This window comes from Desulfovibrio simplex (genome assembly GCF_055387835.1).
In genome coordinates this window covers 1,118,718-1,135,794 of the sequence record NZ_AP042377.1, presented here as the reverse complement: position 1 = coordinate 1,135,794, position 17,077 = coordinate 1,118,718, and the positions used below count along the sequence as shown (strand labels likewise).

Annotated in this window: 14 protein-coding genes; 8 read left to right on the top strand and 6 right to left on the bottom strand. The window is 55.5% G+C overall.

What is annotated here, in order from left to right; translation table 11 throughout:
• Positions 1 to 34: 34 nt before the first annotated feature.
• Together ACZ5DH_RS04635 and ACZ5DH_RS04630 are read left to right on the top strand one after the other, a co-directional pair.
• The gene (locus ACZ5DH_RS04635) at positions 35 to 1,258 is read left to right on the top strand and encodes an aspartate kinase (RefSeq protein ID WP_464255969.1); all 1,224 of its coding nucleotides are present in this window, start codon (positions 35 to 37) and stop codon (positions 1,256 to 1,258) included.
• 222 nt (positions 1,259 to 1,480) lie between these two features.
• On the top strand, positions 1,481 to 2,710 hold the full coding sequence (locus ACZ5DH_RS04630; protein ID WP_464256503.1) for an HD-GYP domain-containing protein: 1,230 nt from the start codon (positions 1,481 to 1,483) through the stop codon (positions 2,708 to 2,710).
• A 6-nt stretch (positions 2,711 to 2,716) separates the two neighbouring features.
• On the opposite strand, the gene ACZ5DH_RS04625 is transcribed toward ACZ5DH_RS04630, so the two are convergent.
• The 3 genes from ACZ5DH_RS04625 to ettA form a co-directional block, all read right to left on the bottom strand.
• Entirely contained in the window at positions 2,717 to 3,367 is a 651-nt protein-coding gene (locus ACZ5DH_RS04625) for an HAD family hydrolase (protein ID WP_464255968.1), read from the bottom strand.
• A 105-nt stretch (positions 3,368 to 3,472) separates the two neighbouring features.
• Positions 3,473 to 4,972, bottom strand: a complete 1,500-nt coding sequence (locus tag ACZ5DH_RS04620; protein WP_464255967.1) for a DUF4139 domain-containing protein — start codon at positions 4,970 to 4,972, stop codon at positions 3,473 to 3,475.
• Positions 4,973 to 5,123: 151 nt separating this feature from the next.
• Positions 5,124 to 6,806: an energy-dependent translational throttle protein EttA gene (gene ettA / locus ACZ5DH_RS04615; RefSeq protein ID WP_464255966.1), complete on the bottom strand. Its 1,683-nt coding sequence runs from the start codon at positions 6,804 to 6,806 to the stop codon at positions 5,124 to 5,126.
• 271 nt (positions 6,807 to 7,077) lie between these two features.
• On the opposite strand from ettA, the gene ACZ5DH_RS04610 reads away from it, so the two are divergent.
• The 6 genes from ACZ5DH_RS04610 to pgl all read left to right on the top strand — a co-directional run bounded on the left by ACZ5DH_RS04610 (position 7,078) and on the right by pgl (position 12,733).
• Positions 7,078 to 8,025 carry a bile acid:sodium symporter family protein gene (locus ACZ5DH_RS04610; protein ID WP_464255965.1) on the top strand — a complete coding sequence of 316 codons (948 nt, stop codon included), beginning with the start codon at positions 7,078 to 7,080 and terminating at the stop codon, positions 8,023 to 8,025.
• 26 nt (positions 8,026 to 8,051) lie between these two features.
• Positions 8,052 to 9,281, top strand: a complete 1,230-nt coding sequence (locus tag ACZ5DH_RS04605; RefSeq protein WP_464255964.1) for an aromatic amino acid transport family protein — start codon at positions 8,052 to 8,054, stop codon at positions 9,279 to 9,281.
• A gap of 13 nt (positions 9,282 to 9,294) precedes the next feature.
• The gene (locus ACZ5DH_RS04600; protein ID WP_464255963.1) at positions 9,295 to 9,675 is read left to right on the top strand and encodes a Rid family detoxifying hydrolase; all 381 of its coding nucleotides are present in this window, start codon (positions 9,295 to 9,297) and stop codon (positions 9,673 to 9,675) included.
• 197 nt (positions 9,676 to 9,872) lie between these two features.
• A complete protein-coding gene (locus ACZ5DH_RS04595) occupies positions 9,873 to 10,631 on the top strand; it encodes a class I SAM-dependent methyltransferase (RefSeq protein ID WP_464255962.1) in 759 nt (252 codons plus the stop codon).
• A 3-nt stretch (positions 10,632 to 10,634) separates the two neighbouring features.
• Positions 10,635 to 11,693 carry a DUF2939 domain-containing protein gene (locus ACZ5DH_RS04590; RefSeq protein ID WP_464255961.1) on the top strand — a complete coding sequence of 353 codons (1,059 nt, stop codon included), beginning with the start codon at positions 10,635 to 10,637 and terminating at the stop codon, positions 11,691 to 11,693.
• A 290-nt stretch (positions 11,694 to 11,983) separates the two neighbouring features.
• Positions 11,984 to 12,733 (top strand): 6-phosphogluconolactonase, encoded by a 750-nt coding sequence (pgl, locus tag ACZ5DH_RS04585; RefSeq protein ID WP_464255960.1) that lies wholly within the window; start codon positions 11,984 to 11,986, stop codon positions 12,731 to 12,733.
• A 278-nt stretch (positions 12,734 to 13,011) separates the two neighbouring features.
• Here the strand turns inward: pgl and gatB are convergent, their stop codons facing one another.
• The 3 genes from gatB to ACZ5DH_RS04570 are packed head-to-tail and all read right to left on the bottom strand — an operon-like array spanning position 13,012 to position 17,002.
• Positions 13,012 to 14,445, bottom strand: a complete 1,434-nt coding sequence (gatB, locus tag ACZ5DH_RS04580) for an Asp-tRNA(Asn)/Glu-tRNA(Gln) amidotransferase subunit GatB (protein ID WP_464255959.1) — start codon at positions 14,443 to 14,445, stop codon at positions 13,012 to 13,014.
• A 26-nt stretch (positions 14,446 to 14,471) separates the two neighbouring features.
• Positions 14,472 to 16,217 (bottom strand): ARMT1-like domain-containing protein, encoded by a 1,746-nt coding sequence (locus ACZ5DH_RS04575; RefSeq protein ID WP_464255958.1) that lies wholly within the window; start codon positions 16,215 to 16,217, stop codon positions 14,472 to 14,474.
• Positions 16,214 to 17,002: an NAD(+)/NADH kinase gene (locus tag ACZ5DH_RS04570; RefSeq protein ID WP_464255957.1), complete on the bottom strand. Its 789-nt coding sequence runs from the start codon at positions 17,000 to 17,002 to the stop codon at positions 16,214 to 16,216. The genes ACZ5DH_RS04575 and ACZ5DH_RS04570 overlap by 4 nt, the downstream gene beginning before the upstream one ends.
• Between the last annotated feature and the right edge of the window lie 75 nt (positions 17,003 to 17,077).

The window sequence follows — 17,077 nt, the reverse complement described above, 5'->3', positions numbered from 1 at the left end:
ACTCTGTTAAGGATTGTGGGCAATGGATACAGGCATGAAAATCTTAGTACAAAAGTTCGGCGGCACTTCTGTAGCCAGACTTGAGTGCATGAAGCAGGTGCGAGAAAAAGTTCTGCACGGCCTCGCTCAAGGCAACAAAGTTATAGCCGTATTGTCAGCCAGATCTGGCGAAACCAACCACCTTTTAGCGCTTGCCGATGAATGGTCGGGCACGCCGGACAAGGCCGAATGCGACGCTCTTGTGGCCACAGGCGAACAGGTTTCCATCAGCCTGTTCACCATGCTGCTCAAGGATGCGGGAATTCGTGCCCGATCCCTGCTGGGCTGGCAGATACCCATCACGACCGATGAAGACTTTGGCCGCGCGCGCATCCGCTCCATAAACAGCAAAGCTCTGTTCGCTTTTCTGGAAGACTATGATGTGCTTGTGGTGGCGGGCTTTCAGGGCTGCACTGAAAACGGCCGTATAACCACCCTTGGTCGCGGCGGATCCGACACTTCGGCTGTGGCTTTGGCAGCGGCCTTGGGATCAGTCGAATGCGAAATTTATACAGATGTTGACGGCGTCTATACCACTGACCCCAACATCTGCTCAACCGCCCGCAAAATGGACCGCGTCGCCTATGAAGAAATGCTGGAAATGGCCAGCATGGGGGCCAAGGTTCTGCATATACGTTCGGTTGAGTTTGCCAAAAAATACAAAGTTCCCGTGCGGGTGCGCTCCACATTCAGCAGTGATCCCGGCACCCTTGTTACTCAGGAGGATTCCAGCATGGAAGCCGTTCTTGTTTCCGGCATTGCGTACGACAAAGATCAAGCCCGCGTGACCATCCGCGATCTGCCCGATGTGCCTGGAATGGCCGCTGCCGTGTTCGGACCGCTCTCCGAAAAAGGCATTCTGGTCGACATGATTGTTCAGAACACCAGCCTGGACGGCCACACGGACATCACCTTCACCATTTCGCGCAAAGATTTGCAGCAAACGCTGACGGTGATGAAAGCAGTTGCCGAAAAAACCGGCGCGTCTGAAGTTCTGCACGATGTGAGCGTGGCCAAGGTTTCGGCCATTGGCGTAGGCATGCGTAACCATTCAGGCGTCGCGGCCCGCACATTTGCCGCCCTTACGCAGGAAGGCATCAATATTCTCATGATCAGCACTTCTGAAATCAAGATCACCATTTTGATTCAAGAAAAGTATGTTGAACTGGCCGTGCGCATATTGCACGACACTTTCGGTCTTGACTGGGATATTGGCTAGAGTATATCTACTTTAAGTATATCCTCTTTAAAACTTATGGCGCATCTGTGTTGGCGACAATCTATCTGAAAGGCTGCGCTTGCGCCTTTTTGGCGAGCGCCTGCTCACGCAGCTGTCAGATTGATTGCAAAGATATTAAATAACTCCATCGAGTCGTTGCTCCGCACTTGAATATCCGGGCCACGCGAAGTGGCCCGGAGATAGAGAGGTGGTTTTGTGGCTATGAATCCAGTAAAAATAATTATTACTGATCTCAAGCCAGGGATGTTTATTGTTAACCCAGGAATTTCCTGGCTTAAAGCTCCCCTCTTGTACATGCAGGAGGGGCTTATTACATCGCAGGAAGAAATAGATACCATCATCAAGAAGGGCTTCGCAGAAGCCTATCATGACCCCAGCCGTTTCAGCCGTATGGACGGCTTTGCAAAAGACCCTGATGCTGCCCACCCGGGCGGATCGGATAACGGGGACGATGGCGACTACTCAAATTGGCCCGATCCCCGTACCCCGCAGGTTTCTCTGGGCGAAGAAATATCTCAGGCCAAAGCCATCTATTCCGATTCTTTTGAGCATGTAAAAAGCCTGATGCAGGCCGCCAAGGGCGGCGCGGTGGACGTGGCGGCATCCCAGCCGTACGTGGAGTCCATCGTCAACAGTCTCAACCGCAATGTTGACGCGCTCATCTCATTGTCAAAACTTAAAAGCTCGGACGAATACACATACACGCACTCGGTCAATGTGACCATCTTCGCCGTCGCGTATGCCCATTATCTCGGGTTATCAGAAGACAACCTGCATCTTGTAGGCATGGCCAGCCTTTTTCATGATTTTGGCAAGGCTTTTATTCCACAGGAGATTCTCAACGCGCCGCGTCGGCTTATGCCAAACGAGCAGGAGATCATGCAGTCCCATGTGCTGCTTGGTTACAATCAGCTCAAAAAAGTGGAAAACATGCGCCCTGAAGTTTTGCAGGGGGTCGTGCAGCACCATGAAAAACACAATGGCACCGGCTATCCGTATCGTTTGTCCGGAAAAAAAATAGGCATCTATGGCCGCATTCTTTCCGTGAGCGACAACTACGACGCCCTTTCAGCCCGAAGGGTGTATAAAACGCCCATGCCGGCCAATGTGGCGTTGGCCGTCATGTACAAAATGCGGGGACAGGCATGGGCCCCCGGATATGTCGAACGCTTTATCAAAATGATGGGAATCTATCCTGTGGGCACGCCAGTGCAACTGTCCAGCGGCGAGCGCGGCGTTGTATGCCGCTCCAATCCCAACTTCCCCGCCCAGCCGTGTATCATGCTGGCTTTGGATCCGGTGGGCAGACCCATAAAGCCACGTTCTCTGGACTTGAGCCGACAGCCGGAAGTTGAGATTGAGCGTTCTCTGGCAGGCAATGAGGCCGACCAGATGGACATCACGTTCCTTCTGTCTCAAGCATTTCAATAGAGCCCATCACTCCCCGGTCAAAAACTTCCGCAGCCCCTTCACATCGTGGCATATCTGATCCGCGCCGGCCTTTTTCAATTCCTCTTCTGAGCCATAGCCGTATAAAACGGCGGCACAGGGCATGCCAACTTCATGTGCTCCAAGCACATCGTATTTACGGTCGCCAACCATCAGGCAGGCCCGTGACGGCGCCACGTCGAGAGTCTGGCAGGCGTAACGCAGGACAGCGGGTTTGTCGGTGCGCTCCCCCTTGAGCTGCGCCCCTGCAATGCAGGCAAAATATCTGGTCAGGTCAAAATGCTCGATGATGCGCACGGCAAAGGATTCCGGCTTGGAGGTTGCCAGGGCGAGGGTTTGCCCGTTCTCCGCCAGTTGGCGCAACAGATCAGCAATGCCATCGTACAGGCGGGCCTCAAAAATGCCCCGCTCCACATAATACTCCCTGTACTTGGCGACCACCAGTTCCAGTTTTTCAGTATCTCCGGGAAAAAATTGCGCGAACGAATCCCGGAGCGGCGGGCCGATAAAGGGAATCAGGCTTTCTTCCGAGGCGGAGATATTGAAGTATTCCAGCGCGTACTGCACCGCACGTATGATGCCCTGCGCCGAATCGGTGATGGTACCGTCAAGGTCAAAAAAGATGGGGTTAAATCTCACGTGATTTTGCTCCTCGCTAAACCTTTATGCACTTGTTTGTGGTTGTAAAAGCCGCCCTGCCAGGGCAGGGCGGCTTTTACTCTATGAATTGCGTACGCGTGTGCGCTATGGGATATCACTGATCATCGGTATTTCTTTGGATGAAGTGATGGTCACGGAATGCTTGACCTCGGCCTTGCCTTCGCCGGGCACGTCAACATTCCACAGCAGCATCTGCTCATCCGCTACCTGCTGCGAAGGCGGCGCGTCATTATAGGTAACCGTGACGCCCTGATCAACTATCATCGGCATTGGCCGCTCAAGGCGGACGCTGACCTGACTCTTGTGCGTATTGGTCAGCACGTAAGTCCAGGCCCATGTCCATGTGCGGCTCTTTTCCAGGAAGCCGCTTTCGCCGCGACGTCTGCTGTTCACAATGACGTTTATATGCACGCGCGGGTCAGGTCCGAAATACAGGGTTGCTTCTCCACCGCGTGGGGTAAAAAAACCCTGACCAACGCCCTGACCATCCACGCAAAACTCTGCGGAACCATCAGGCCAGGATTGCTCTGCCGGCAGAGTATACTTGCCCATGAGCCATACGCGACTGTCGCCTGTCGTGGGGCGGGCCAGCCACTGCAGGGAAGTTTTCCATATGTCTTCAACAATGAGCAGACGGGAGCGTCCTTCGGGCAGCCCGCGCACGGCAAGACTCCAGCGGGCGAACACCGCACTGCTGTCATGCACCACAGGGGGCGCCATGGGGGCGGCATCAGCTTCAGCCGCCATCATCATGGCCCGCCCGGCGGCCTGCCGGGCGATGGGGGCTGGCAGGGGCGCAGGCGTGGCCTGTGAATCGACGACCCACTTTTTCAACGGAGAGGGCTCGCGCGGCCCTTCGCCTCTGGAAATAAGGGTAATCTGGGCATTTTGCCAGTCAATGCCCGAAAGCTGCCAGATTTCAGCCATCAGGCGAACGGCGGTTTCATTGCTTTTGCCGTTGCCGGTTTTTGCGTCAAAAGAATATACTGGCCGCCAGCCACAATTCTGCAATTGATAGCTGTAGGTTACTTTCAGGTTTTTATCCTTGATGGGTTTGCGCAGGGCGATGGTGACGCGCTGTCCCATCTCCGGGCTCAGGGGCAACTGGTCCAGCTGCTGACGCAGCGTTTCCAGATGCTTTACAAGATTAGCCTGTTCAACGATCAGACCGGGGATTGCGCCCTCCTGCCTTTTCTCTCTCTGCACAAGGTCCTGATAGGAACTGCTGACCGGCGGGCTCTGCCAGAGCGCCAGCTGGGCCTTGAGCGCAGCCAGTTTGCCGTTGACCTCGTTAATCTCCGTCGTCAGCCCTTCGCGCATGGCGGCGAGATGCCCCTTACGCTCCAAAGCCTGGGGAAAGGTGGTCCAACGGGCGATGACGTGCCCCGGCACATTGATCTGCAGATCTTCAGCGCCGCCGGGCAGCACAAAGCTTAAAACGCCCATATCATCATTCATGACAACAGGCAGGGTTTCTTCAACCTGAACCTGGCCGCCAGAAGGCGAAAGAATGACGGAAACCGGACTGGTTGGCGCGGTGACGGCAACTTTTTCAGTGACCGCCCAGGCGCCGCCTGTGGCCATAAGAGTTACCAAGAGACTCAAGACCAAGACGCGCGCGCTATCTGAAAAATTACAGTTGCGAACGCGGCCTTGCAGGTTTTTCCATTTATGCATCTGCCCTCCAGAAGAACCTGCCCCCCCGCGCCGGGCAGCCGACGCGGGGGGGAGGCGTTTATCGTGTCAGTTTACGGAATTTGAGGCGGTGCGGCGTATCGGCATCCTTGCCAAGCCGCTTTTTGCGATCATCATCATAATCCGAGTAGTTGCCTTCGACAAAAACCACATTGGCATCGTCTTCAAAGGCCATGATGTGTGTGGCCACCCTGTCAAGGAACCAGCGATCATGGCTGATCACCAGTACGCAGCCCGCAAAGTTGTCCAGTGCGTCTTCAAGGGCGCGCATGGTGTTGACGTCAATATCGTTGGTGGGTTCGTCAAGCAGCAGCACGTTGGCACCGGACTTGAGCATGCGCGCCAGGTGCAGCCGGTTGCGCTCTCCGCCGGAAAGGATCTCGACCTTTTTCTGCTGATCCGCCCCGTGAAAGTTGAAACGGGTGCAGTACGCGCGGGCATTGATCTCGCGGGTGCCGAGCTTTATGGTTTCTGCCCCGTCACTGATGAGTTCGTACACGGTTTTTCCGGGCGTAAGGGATTCACGCCCCTGATCAACGTAGGCGAACTGTACGGTTTCTCCAACCTTGAGTGCGCCGGTATCGGGTTTTTCCTGCCCGACCAGCATTTTGAACAGCGTCGTTTTACCGGCGCCGTTAGGGCCGACAATGCCGACAATGGCCCCCGGCGGAATGATTGCATTCACGCCGTCCATCAGCATGCGGTCGCCCACGGCCTTGCTGATTCCGTCGATTTCAATAACGCTCTTGCCGAGCCGCGGTCCCGGCGGAATGTAGATTTCAAGATCGGGCGCACGCTTTTCACTCTCGTGCGAAAGCATGGCTTCATAGGCGTTAAGGCGGGCCTTGCCCTTGGCGTGCCGCCCCTTGGGAGACATCCGCACCCACTCCAACTCGCGTTGCAGGGTTTTCTGCCGTTCTGCCTCTGACCTTTCTTCGTGGGCAAGGCGTTTTTGCTTTTGTTCAAGCCAGGACGAATAGTTGCCCTTCCAGGGAATACCCCGGCCGCGATCCAGTTCAAGAATCCAGCCCGCCACGTTATCAAGAAAGTAACGGTCATGCGTGACGGCGATGACCGTGCCGGGAAAGGTGGACAGGTAGCGTTCAAGCCAGGCCACGGACTCGGCGTCCAGGTGGTTGGTGGGTTCATCCAGCAGCAGGATGTCAGGGTTTTGCAGCAGCAGACGGCACAGCGCAACCCGGCGGCGCTCACCGCCGGAAATCTGGGGCACGGGCATGTCGCCAGGAGGGCAGCGCAGGGCATCCATGGCCATTTCAAGCCGGGAGTCCAGATCCCATATGTTCTTGGCGTCCATAAGTTCCTGCACTTCAGCCTGCCGTGTGATCAGCGCGTCCATTTCCTCCGGTTCCATCGGCTCGGAGAACTTGGCGTTGATCTCTTCAAACTGACGGGCAATGGCGGTCAGTTCGCTTACGCCATCCTCAACCACTTCGCGCACGGTACGCGTTTCGCTGGCAAGGGGCTCCTGCTCCAGATAGCCTATGGTGTGGCCTGGGGCGAGGACAGTCTTGCCGTCATAGGCCTGGTCCACGCCAGCCAGGATTCGCAGCAGGCTGGATTTACCCGCGCCGTTCAACCCAAGCACGCCGATTTTGGCCCCATAAAAATAGGAAAGGGAAATGTCTTTGAGCACTTCCTTCTGGCCGTGGCGCTTGGTCACGCGGATCATTGAATAAATAATCTTGTCTGGTTCGTTGCTCATGATGCTCCTCAAAATTTGGTGACGTTTTCGCCCTGCGCAGAAGTGCGACACGAAAACGCGCGCCAAATGGGCGCGTTCTTAAAAAAACAGCCTACCTGCTTGAAAGAGCTTTTTCAAGTGAACTTACTGCCACAAGATTGCTGCGCCATGCGTGCTGGTTTGTCCAACCCTCTAGTGTCAGTAACCTTTTTTATTGGACTATTGCCAAAGCAGCGCTACTCTGCCAGTATCCCCCACATGATTTGTGACGCCTCTGCCGGAGGAACTTGTTTTGCTGCGTCTCGCAATTAAACTTAGCGCCGCCATCACGCGCTATATGGGCATTGTGGTTATCGCCTGTTCTGGTCTGGCCCTCTGGCGGCCAGAGTTTTTTTCATGGGTTGCCCCGCACATCACCATCCTGCTTGGTTTCATCATGTTCGGCATGGGCATGACGTTGCGTCTTGACGACTTCAGCCATGTTTTTACCAGCCCTGGCCGGATTTTTTGGGGCATTGCGGCGCAGTTCGCCCTAATGGGCATATTGGCCTTCATCCTTTGCCACCTGTGCTCCCTGCCGCCGGATATGGCCATGGGGCTCATTCTTGTAGGCGCAGCGCCCGGGGGCACGGCTTCCAACGTTCTGGCCTATATCGCCAGGGGCGACGTGCCCTACGCGGTGACTCTGACATCCGCGGGCACGTTTCTTTCTCTCATCCTCATGCCCCTGATTACCTGGCTTTTGGGCGGCGTATGGATTCCCGTGGATGTATGGGGGCTGATGGTATCCATCAGCAAAATTGTCGTGGTTCCTGTTCTGCTGGGCATTGTGGCCCACAGTTTTTGTGGAAAACTGACAAAAAACGCCCTCCCCTTTCTTCCCCTGTTTTCAGCGCTGACCATCACCCTTGTGGTTGCGGGAATCCTGGCCATAAACGCCGAAAATATCCTGCGGGCAGGCTTTGACATCCTGCTGGCCGTCATCTGCCTCAACCTTGCTGGCCTCGCGGCAGGGAGCCTTTTGGCCCGTTTCAGGCGTTTTGATACAGGCATGGGGCGGGCCCTGTGCATTTCTGTGGGCACCAAGAATTCCGGTCTTGCCACCGCCCTGGCTCTCGCGCACTTTTCTCCCACAGCGGCCATTGCCGGTGCCCTCTACAGCGTCTGGCAAAATATTTCGGGCGCGCTGCTTGCAAACTATTTCCACACCCGCCACTCCCCCACGTCCCCCCGACCATGATATATCATGATATATAAGGATTAATAATGAATTTTCGCCTTCCTCCCGTGCTTGGCGGCTCAACCCTTGTGGCCGGAACGGCCATTGGCGCTGGCATGCTGGCCCTGCCTATGGCATCGGCGGGAATGTGGTTTTTCTGGTCTATTGGCCTCATGCTGCTTTCATGGCTTGTCATGCTGCGCTCAAGTCAGTCGTTGCTGGAAGTGAGTCTGCACTTTGAACCCGGCCATAGTTTTCACACTATCGTGCGGGAATTGCTTGGGCCAAGGTGGAGCCTCGCCAACGGCTGCGCTGTGGCCTTTGTGCTGTATACCCTGATTTATGCCTATGTTAGCGGCGGGGGCTCGATTATTGCGCAAAGTGTCAGTTCCATGACCGGAAACGTGCCGTCCCGGCCGCTTGCAAGCCTCGCTTTCGCCTTGCTGCTTACTTTCTTCATCTGGTGGAGTTCCAAGGCGGTGGACAGGTTTTCCATTCTGCTTGTCGGCGGCATGGTCATAACCTATCTCGTCTCCATCAGCGGCATGATGACGCATCTGCGCGTGGACGTCCTGATGGACCGCCGGGGCACGGGCGGAGAAATGATTTTTCTGTGGGGGGCTGTGTCCACCTATCTGACCTCATTCTGTTTTCATGCCTCCGTTCCCAGCCTGGTAAAATATATGGGCAAAAAGCCACACACCATCAACGCAAGCCTGCGTTACGGAACAATTGTGGCACTGATTTGTTACATTTCATGGCTGACAGCGGCGGATGGCAACATTTCCCGCGAAGATTTCAAGGCCGTTATCGCCGCTGGCGGCAATGTAGGCGACCTTATGGGCGCGGCAGGCAACAACATTGGCAGTTTTTTCATCCTGCGGATGCTCGAAAGCTTTTCGCTGCTGGCTGTGGCGACATCCTTTCTCGGTGCCGGCTTGGGACTTTTTGACTATATGGCTGACCTGTGCAAATTTGATGACAGTCAATCCGGTCGCACCAAGACACTTCTGGTCACCTTTGCCCCGCCCATTCTTGGCGGCATCATATGGCCCGATGGTTTTTTGCCTGCCATTGGCTGGGCCGGGCTGGCGTCGGCTTTCTGGGCCGTCATCGTGCCGGCTCTTTTGCTGGCTGCGGGCCGTAAAAAATTCGCAAGCAGCGGCTACGTCACGCCGGGCGGAAGGCTCACCGCTCCCATGCTGCTATTGTATGGTTGCTTTGTAGCTGTTTGTCATACACTTTTTATCTTCAATCTTTTACCCATGTATCGCTGATAAGGAGCAAAACATGAACAAGCAAGTCGTCAGCACCCCCAAGGCCCCTGCCGCCGTCGGCCCCTACAGCCAGGCCATCAAAAGCGGGAACCTCATGTTCCTTTCCGGCCAGGTGCCTATTGATCCTGCCACGGGTAAGCTGGTAGAGGGCGATGCTGCTGCACAGGCCGCTCAGTGCTGCAAAAACGTGCTGGCCATCCTTGAATCACAGGGCATGACAGCGGCCAACCTGGTAAAAGTCACTGTGTTTATCACCGATATCACCACGTTCGGATCTGTTAATGAAATCTATAAGCAGTATATCACGGAGCCCTGCCCGGCGCGCTCCTGCGTCGAAGTCAGCGCCCTGCCCCTTGGCGCAAAAGTGGAAATTGAAGCCATAGCCGCCGTTTAGGCTTTTTATTGAACGAATTTACGTGGCGGGGTACGCGGACGCGCCCCGCCATCTTTCTTCTTCAGCGGTTTTTCAGTAGTGTGTGGCTGAACACTTTTGGGAAGTCCAGATGTCAGGCAGGTTTTTCTTGCCATTTTGGCCTCTTTGCAAAATAGTGACGTAATGAACGGTTAGCGGGCACAGAAAAGGCAGATTGCATGAAGTGGTGGAACGGGAACATCAAGGGCTCTTCTGCCCTGAGCAAGCAGCAAAATTTGTTGCAGCAATGTTTGGCTGGTTGGCCACGCAGAGGAAAAACCCTGCTGGAAATCAACTGCGGCCAAGGGGCATTTTCGCCCTTGCTGTGGGAATGCGGCTTTGATCTGACCGTCACTGAATTACGCCCCGAATTGCGGATGCAAGCTGCGGCAGCGATGGGTGGTCGTGCAGAAGTACTGGCCGCGTCGGACGATTATCTGCCATTTGAAGATAATTTTTTTGACTGCGCTGTCCTGCATCTTGCCGCTGGCGACGCAAAAAGAATCGACGCCGCGGTACAGGAGGCTTTGCGCGTTTCCTCCAGAGGAATCGCGGTTACCTTTTGGAACAGCAGTTCTCTGGCTTACGCCCTGCATCGGCTTCAGGGCAGCAAGTCGCCCTGGCCGGGCCCGCCCCACAGCTGGTGGCAGGTTTGGCGCATCGTCAGAAGCGCCAACCTGGGAAAACTCTGTGGCATGAGCACGCTGACCGGCCCTCGCAGATCCTGGGACGGCACCTGCCCCTTGAGTTGCTACACACGCAGGCTGCGTACGCCCTTCGGAGCCTGGGGCATCATACGTGTTGATCTGGAACCAGCGCGCCCTGTTACCCCCATGCCGCTCAAGGTAAAGCGTCACCGTTTGCGCAGCCCGGAACCGGTACTGGAATGCGGTTCAAAAAACTCACTGAATTCGCGTCAGACGTCCTCGCATGGGTAGATCATGAATTTTCAATTTATCCCCAAAATAGTAGCCATTGCCCGACAGCATACGCTTGTTCTGGTCGCCACTGTACTGGTGCTTATTGTCATTGTGGTAAGTTTCAGTGGGTGGCGTTATTACCAGTATCGCCAATCCAGCCAGTACGCCTATGAAATTTTGCGGGACGCGCTGAAAACGGCCGATACCGAAACCATTGCTGAACTCGTGGATTTCAATTCACTTTCCGCAAGTCTGGCCAAAGATCTGGCACAGGATTATCCTTTTCTTAAAGCGGGAGCGGATCAGGAACGGCAGATAGGCGATATGATCCAAACTGCCCTGCTCAAACAAACCCGCTCCAAACAAGAGCCGATAAAGGATGAGCCTGATATCAAAACACGGCTGAAAACACCTCTGTATGCCTTGCCGCCGGATTTTCTCGCGCAGCTGGCCTCTACCCTCAGCCTGCAAACTTCCAGCGAAGGCACGGCGCTGCTGACCGCCAAGGCCCGGCATCCGCTTCTTGATAAAAATTTCCTGCTTATTCTGCGTATGGATCAAACGCCTGCAGGGTGGCGCGTACGCAAGCTGGTGAACAGCCCCGAACTGGTACGCCAGTTCCGTGAAGCGCAGCTGGAGCGCATGACTGCCCAACGTCAGATGATACTGAACAAAAATGCAGCCACTGAGAAACGCATCAAGGAACTTTTCCCGCTCCAGCCCTGTTCGGCGAGCGCCGGACTTCTTTCGGACGGCAGTACCCTGCTTATCGTTGTGCATGCTCTGGCGCGCAATATCGGCACTGTCAGCGTTAACAACATGAATCTTTTTGCCGAATTCAGCTCTGCGACGGGTGAAGCCTTGCTGTCCCGTTATCTTAATGCTGTTCAGCCCACGCACCCGGGTGAAGATTTCGAACGCAACTGGACAATTGAACTGGATGGCAGCAGTGAACTCGGCCGTCGCGTTTTGAGCGGCCAACCCCTGCAATGCAAGGCCGCCTGGAAAACCCTGGGCCTTAATAACGGCGAAGTGCTGCATATTTCAGAAGCACCTGCGCCGATTGAAGAATTTCAATAATCGCGGCACACTGTCGACACAAATAGGACTTTTCTCTCCTGCGCTTCTGTGCCATAGTGAGGGCTGTTGTTCCAGCCCGACTGGACCAGCGCAACTTGCAATACGGGGCAGACGCGGTTGTCTGCCGTGCCCGCCTCAGAAATATAGATTTTCTGCCGTACAGTTTCGCCTACCCGAAAAAAAGCGGGGGCTCGGCGCTACTACGGCTACTGTTTTGCAGCAATTTCTCGCTGGACGACCCTGGGCACACGCTGGGCCGTTCCCATCGTCAACTTTGAAGGAGCCGCCACATGTCGGGCCTTAGCCGATCCATTCATCTCACGGTGCATATTCATAAAGACCCGGCCGCCATGGCTGAACGCGCCGCGCATATCCTTGCTGCCGCGTGCGAAGAAGCCGTTGCCGACAGAGGCGTTTTTCGCATAGCCCTTTCTGGCGGCCAGACGCCGATCCCACTTTTCCGCCTGTTGGCGGGAGATGACTGGGCAGACCGGCTGCCGTGGGATAAAATGAGTATTTTCTGGGTGGATGAACGCTGTGTTGGGCCTGAACATGCTAACAGCAACTATGGTCTGGCCCGTAAAGAGCTGTTGAGCTATGTGCCCGCCACGCACTTTTACCGCATGCGCGGTGAAGAAGACCCTGTCGAGGCTGCAGCCAAGTACGAAAATCAGCTTCGCACAGAATTTGATCTTGGCCCTCAGGAGATGCCCCGTTTTGACTTTGTGCTGCTCGGCATGGGCGAAGACGGCCATACGGGCTCCATCTTTCCCAATTCGCCGGCCCTGGCCGAAAAAAAACGTCTCGTCATTGACCAGTATGTGCCAGAGCGCAAGGCTGATCGGCTCACATTGACGCTTCCGGTCATCAATAATGCCCGGTGTTGCATGTTTCTTGTGACAGGGGCGGAAAAGCATGCCGTCCTTTCACGCGCTCTCAACCTGCTGGCCCCGCCCACGTTGCCCGCGCAAATGGTGCGGCCCGGCTTTGGCGATCTTGTGTGGGTTGTTGACGAGGCCGCAGCCACTGGCGTGAAATAGCAGACGGCGCGGCTGAGCAAATTCAAGTGGAATTGCTCCCGGACGCCCATTTCTGAAAGCATAAAACAAGGCCCCTTGCAATCAAGGGGCCTTGTTTTATGCTTTCAGAAATGGGCGTGATGTGAAGACACTGCTTTCAAAGTCCCGCTCCAGACCTGAAAACTCGTTGTACCAACCAAGACACAATAAGAGTTTCAGGGGGTAGGGGTGAAGGGGGAGGAAACCCTTTTGCAAAAGGGTTTCCTCCCCCTCAAAGCAGTTCAAAGCAGCATGCTCTATTACAGTTTTTTTGCCAGCAGTTCGTTAACAAGAGCAGGATTGGCCTTGCCCTTGGTGGCGCGCATGATCTGGCCCACAAAAAAGCTTATGAGTTTGGTCTTGCCGCCCCTGTATGCTTCCACTTCAGAGGGGTTGGCGGCAATGACGGCATCCACCGCTTCTTCAATGGCGGAGGTATCGGAAATTTGCACCAGCCCCTTTTGCTTCACATAGGCTTCAGGCATGGCTCCGCTTTCAAAAATATCACCAAAAATATCGCTGGCGATCTTGGCGCTGATAAGTCCTTGATCCACAATGCGCACCAGTTCGGCAAGGGCCTCGGGCTTCATGGCCCACAGGGCCGGGTCCGCAGCGCTGACGCCACGGGCGTTGCATTCCCGCAGCAGCGGGCCAAGCACAAAATTGGCGGCTTTGCGCGCATCGGAAAGCTTGGCGGCGGCTTCAAAAAAATCCGCCAGACCACGGCTCTGCACCAGCACTTCAACTTCGGCCTCGGGCAACCCCGTCATCTGCGTAAAGCGAGCGGCTCTGACCTTGGGCAGTTCGGGCAATTCTTGCTTCCAACGGGCCATTTCGTCAGCTGAAATTTCCACTGGCAGAATGTCCGGGTCCGGGAAATAGCGGTAGTCGTGCGCTTCTTCCTTGCTGCGCATGGACGCCGTGCTGTTCTTGACCGCGTCATAGAGGCGCGTTTCCTGCACAACCTTGTCTCCGTCATCCAGGACATCCTGCTGACGGCCAATTTCATACTCAATGGCGCGCTGCACATTGCGGAAGGAGTTAAGGTTTTTCAGTTCCGTGCGTGTGCCAAAGGCTTCTGCTCCCACAGGTCGCAAGGAAACGTTGGCGTCGCACCGAAAACTGCCTTCTTCCATATTGCCGTCGCAAACGCCGAGATAGGTGACTATGCTGTACAGAGCCTTGAGATAGGCCACAGCTTCTGCGGCGGAACGCATGTCCGGCTCGGAAACGATTTCCACCAGAGGCGTGCCGGCCCTGTTGAGGTCAACATAGCTGACGTTTTCGCCCTGCGCGTGAATGTTTTTGCCCGCATCGTTTTCCATATGGATGCGGGTAATCCCTACTCTTTTGGTTGCGCCATCAACGGTGATATCCAGATGGCCATGCTCGCAGATGGGCAGCTCAAACTGGGAAATCTGATAACCAGCGGGCAGGTCGGGATAAAAATAGTTTTTACGTGCAAAGACGGACCGCGAATTTATGGTGCAGTCGGTGGCCAGACCCACCAGGGCGGCAAAGTGTATGGCCTGCTTGTTGGGAACAGGCAAAGAACCAGGCATGCCAGAGCAAACTTCACATACGTTGGAGTTCGGCGGTTGGCCAAACGTGGTCGGGCAGGAACAGAACAGTTTGGATGCCGTGGCCAGTTGCACATGCACTTCCAGGCCAATAACGGCTTCATAAGCGGCCATAAGTCAACTTACTCCCTCTTAGGTGATCAGCTCTGATGAGGAATGCTCGCGTCAAAGTACTTGCCCACGCCATACTCTCCCCTGCGGAAAAAAAGCCTGGCTTCCGGACCAATGATCTGCATTTCACGGTTTTTGCCTTGCACATCCAGAGCGATGCGCATTTCCTTGGTGCAGCCGGTGGAATACGTCGCATCCTTTCCGGACCATTGCGGGGGCACCTTGCGCCCCAGAAGAGCAAAACTTTCCTCAATATCTTCAAATGTTTGAAAGCGCCATACATCTATGAGACCGCTCCGTTGGACGCGCTCCCACATGTACATGAGGTCATCCCCGTCCATGCCTTCAATGAAGTGCTCAGCGGGGTTGATTATCAGGATATTATCCATTTTTTTGCGCAAATTGTCCACAAAGGCGTGTACCAGGCTGATTGCCGTGGATGTTTCACCAGGAATGCTGCCAATGACGCAACTGTAGAACATAACGGTCCGCCCCTGGTCCTTGGCCTCGCGCATGTTCGCAATGATGTTTTCCGCCTGGGTGGCAATGGCCTCTTCGCTGAATTTGCGGGCCTCGCGGGCGTGTTTGCGCAGCTTGATGTGAAAACCATTGGCGTCCCGCCAGTAGCAGATGATGTCGCGCGTGAAGTCCTGGCTGGTGCCAAGCAGGACATCGGCGGCACGCCAGCCTTTGCCGAGGATAAGGTCTGCCTCCTTCCAGGCGCGGGAAAACGTCACCGAGACGCGGTACAGGTTGAGCCTTTCGCGCGTGCCATCGCCGATCACCACAAGGCGATGCTCCCGCAAATAGCGCAGCAGGTCATTCTTGCTCAGCTTGTCCTGACGCAAAACAATGCCTCCGCGCAGCCACGGCTTGAGTGATGGGTCGGTTTCCACATCTTCCAGTGTGGGCGCGTAAAAATAAAACCCCGATTTGACTGCAAAAATAACCCTATGTCCCATGCGGATGAGGCTTTGAACCATCACAAGATCAAAAAGGGTGCCCCCGTCAGCGTCGCAGAGAAGAAGCACGGTGCCAGACCGCCCGGCGCTGGCCTCAAAATAGAGGCGCAGTCCTTCACAGGCCGTATAAGCCTCATCCATTGCCCTGCATATTTCTTCGCTGGAGAGCGTACTTTCAAGCCAGTCGCGCGACATGGCCGAAAGACAGAGCAGACGCGTCACTTCCGCATAATCCATGCGGCGGCGCGCTTCAGAAATGCCCGATGGCGTCGGCCCCTTGGGCATGGCTTCAAGATTGGCGATAACCTCCGGCATGGCAAGCAGTTCAAGCTGTTGCGCCGTTGATTCCCGTCGCCTGTCTTCCCACGGATCGTCCAGCATGTGCCCCTGCGCCAGCACAAGGCTGGTCATCCTTTTGACCAGTCTCGATGGAATAAGGGTATGCTGCGCTATGTACTGCGAAAATCGATAGCGGCAAAACTGCAAAATACGCCTGCGCTGCGCTTTGTCGGGCACAAACGAGCGTACCAGCCGCATGATGATGCGCCAGGAACGATTATATTGATTGCGCAGTTCCACAGAGGGGGTCGTGGCGCACAGCATGGAAAACGTGGCGTCCGAGCACGGCAGATACACCTGGTCAGGGGCGAGGTGCACCATGAAGGACATCTGTTCCGGGCTCGCTATGAGGTCCGGGTTCATGCGGTACGCAATATTGTTGTCCATCAGCATGCTGTACAGCCATGCGTCAAAGCGGACATTATTCCCCAGACGGACATCCCGGACCTTCATGGGGACGAGCCCTTTGTTCATTGACTGTCCCCCATGCAGCTACCCGCCGCCCCCTGTAACACAAAACCACGGCTGCGCAGACGTTCAAAAAAAGAAGCGCCTTCACCAAGAAACTGCACAGCGCCAGACCAGCCCGAAACGTTCAGGATGTCGCCCTGTTCCAGCTTCTGCCCCTCCTGCCCGTCAACCGTCAGGTAACAGTCGGTGGAGCCGCGCAATATCTGAAGCTGAATATCCGTGGTTCCGGGAAAAACCATGGGAGATATGGTATTGAGGAAAGGACAGACCGGCGTGAAGCCAATGGCATCCATTGATGGATACAAAAGTGCGCCACCCGCCGAAACGCTGTAGCCAGAACTGCCTACGGGCGTACACAGAATGACGCCGTCGCTGCGCAGAGAGCCCATGCGATGCCCGTCAGCCCATATATCAAGGCAGACCAGGCGCGACAGGGAACCGCGGCTCACGACAACGTCGTTGATGGCCGCGCCTTCGGCAAGTGCCATACTGTTACGGGCAAGGGACCAGCGTAGCGCCATGCAGGAGCGAACGCGCTCATGACCCTGCAGGCACTCTTCCAGCTTTTCACGCCAGTTTTCCGGCTGGGCGTCAGTAAGAAAGCCCACGCGGCCAAAATTGATGCCCAACACAGGAACGTTACGCCCCACAAGACGGCGCGCAACCCCCAGCATGGTGCCATCACCGCCAAGCACCACCACAAAATCAAGAGCATCGGCAGGATAGAAAGATGAGGCTTGCCCGGCCTCTATGACATCCGCCTGATGCCCCTGCTCTTTCAGCCACACGCATATTTCTTTGCCCAGCTCTGCAGCGCGGTCATGGCGGGCTTTGCAAACCAAAAGGACGTGGCATTTGTGTTG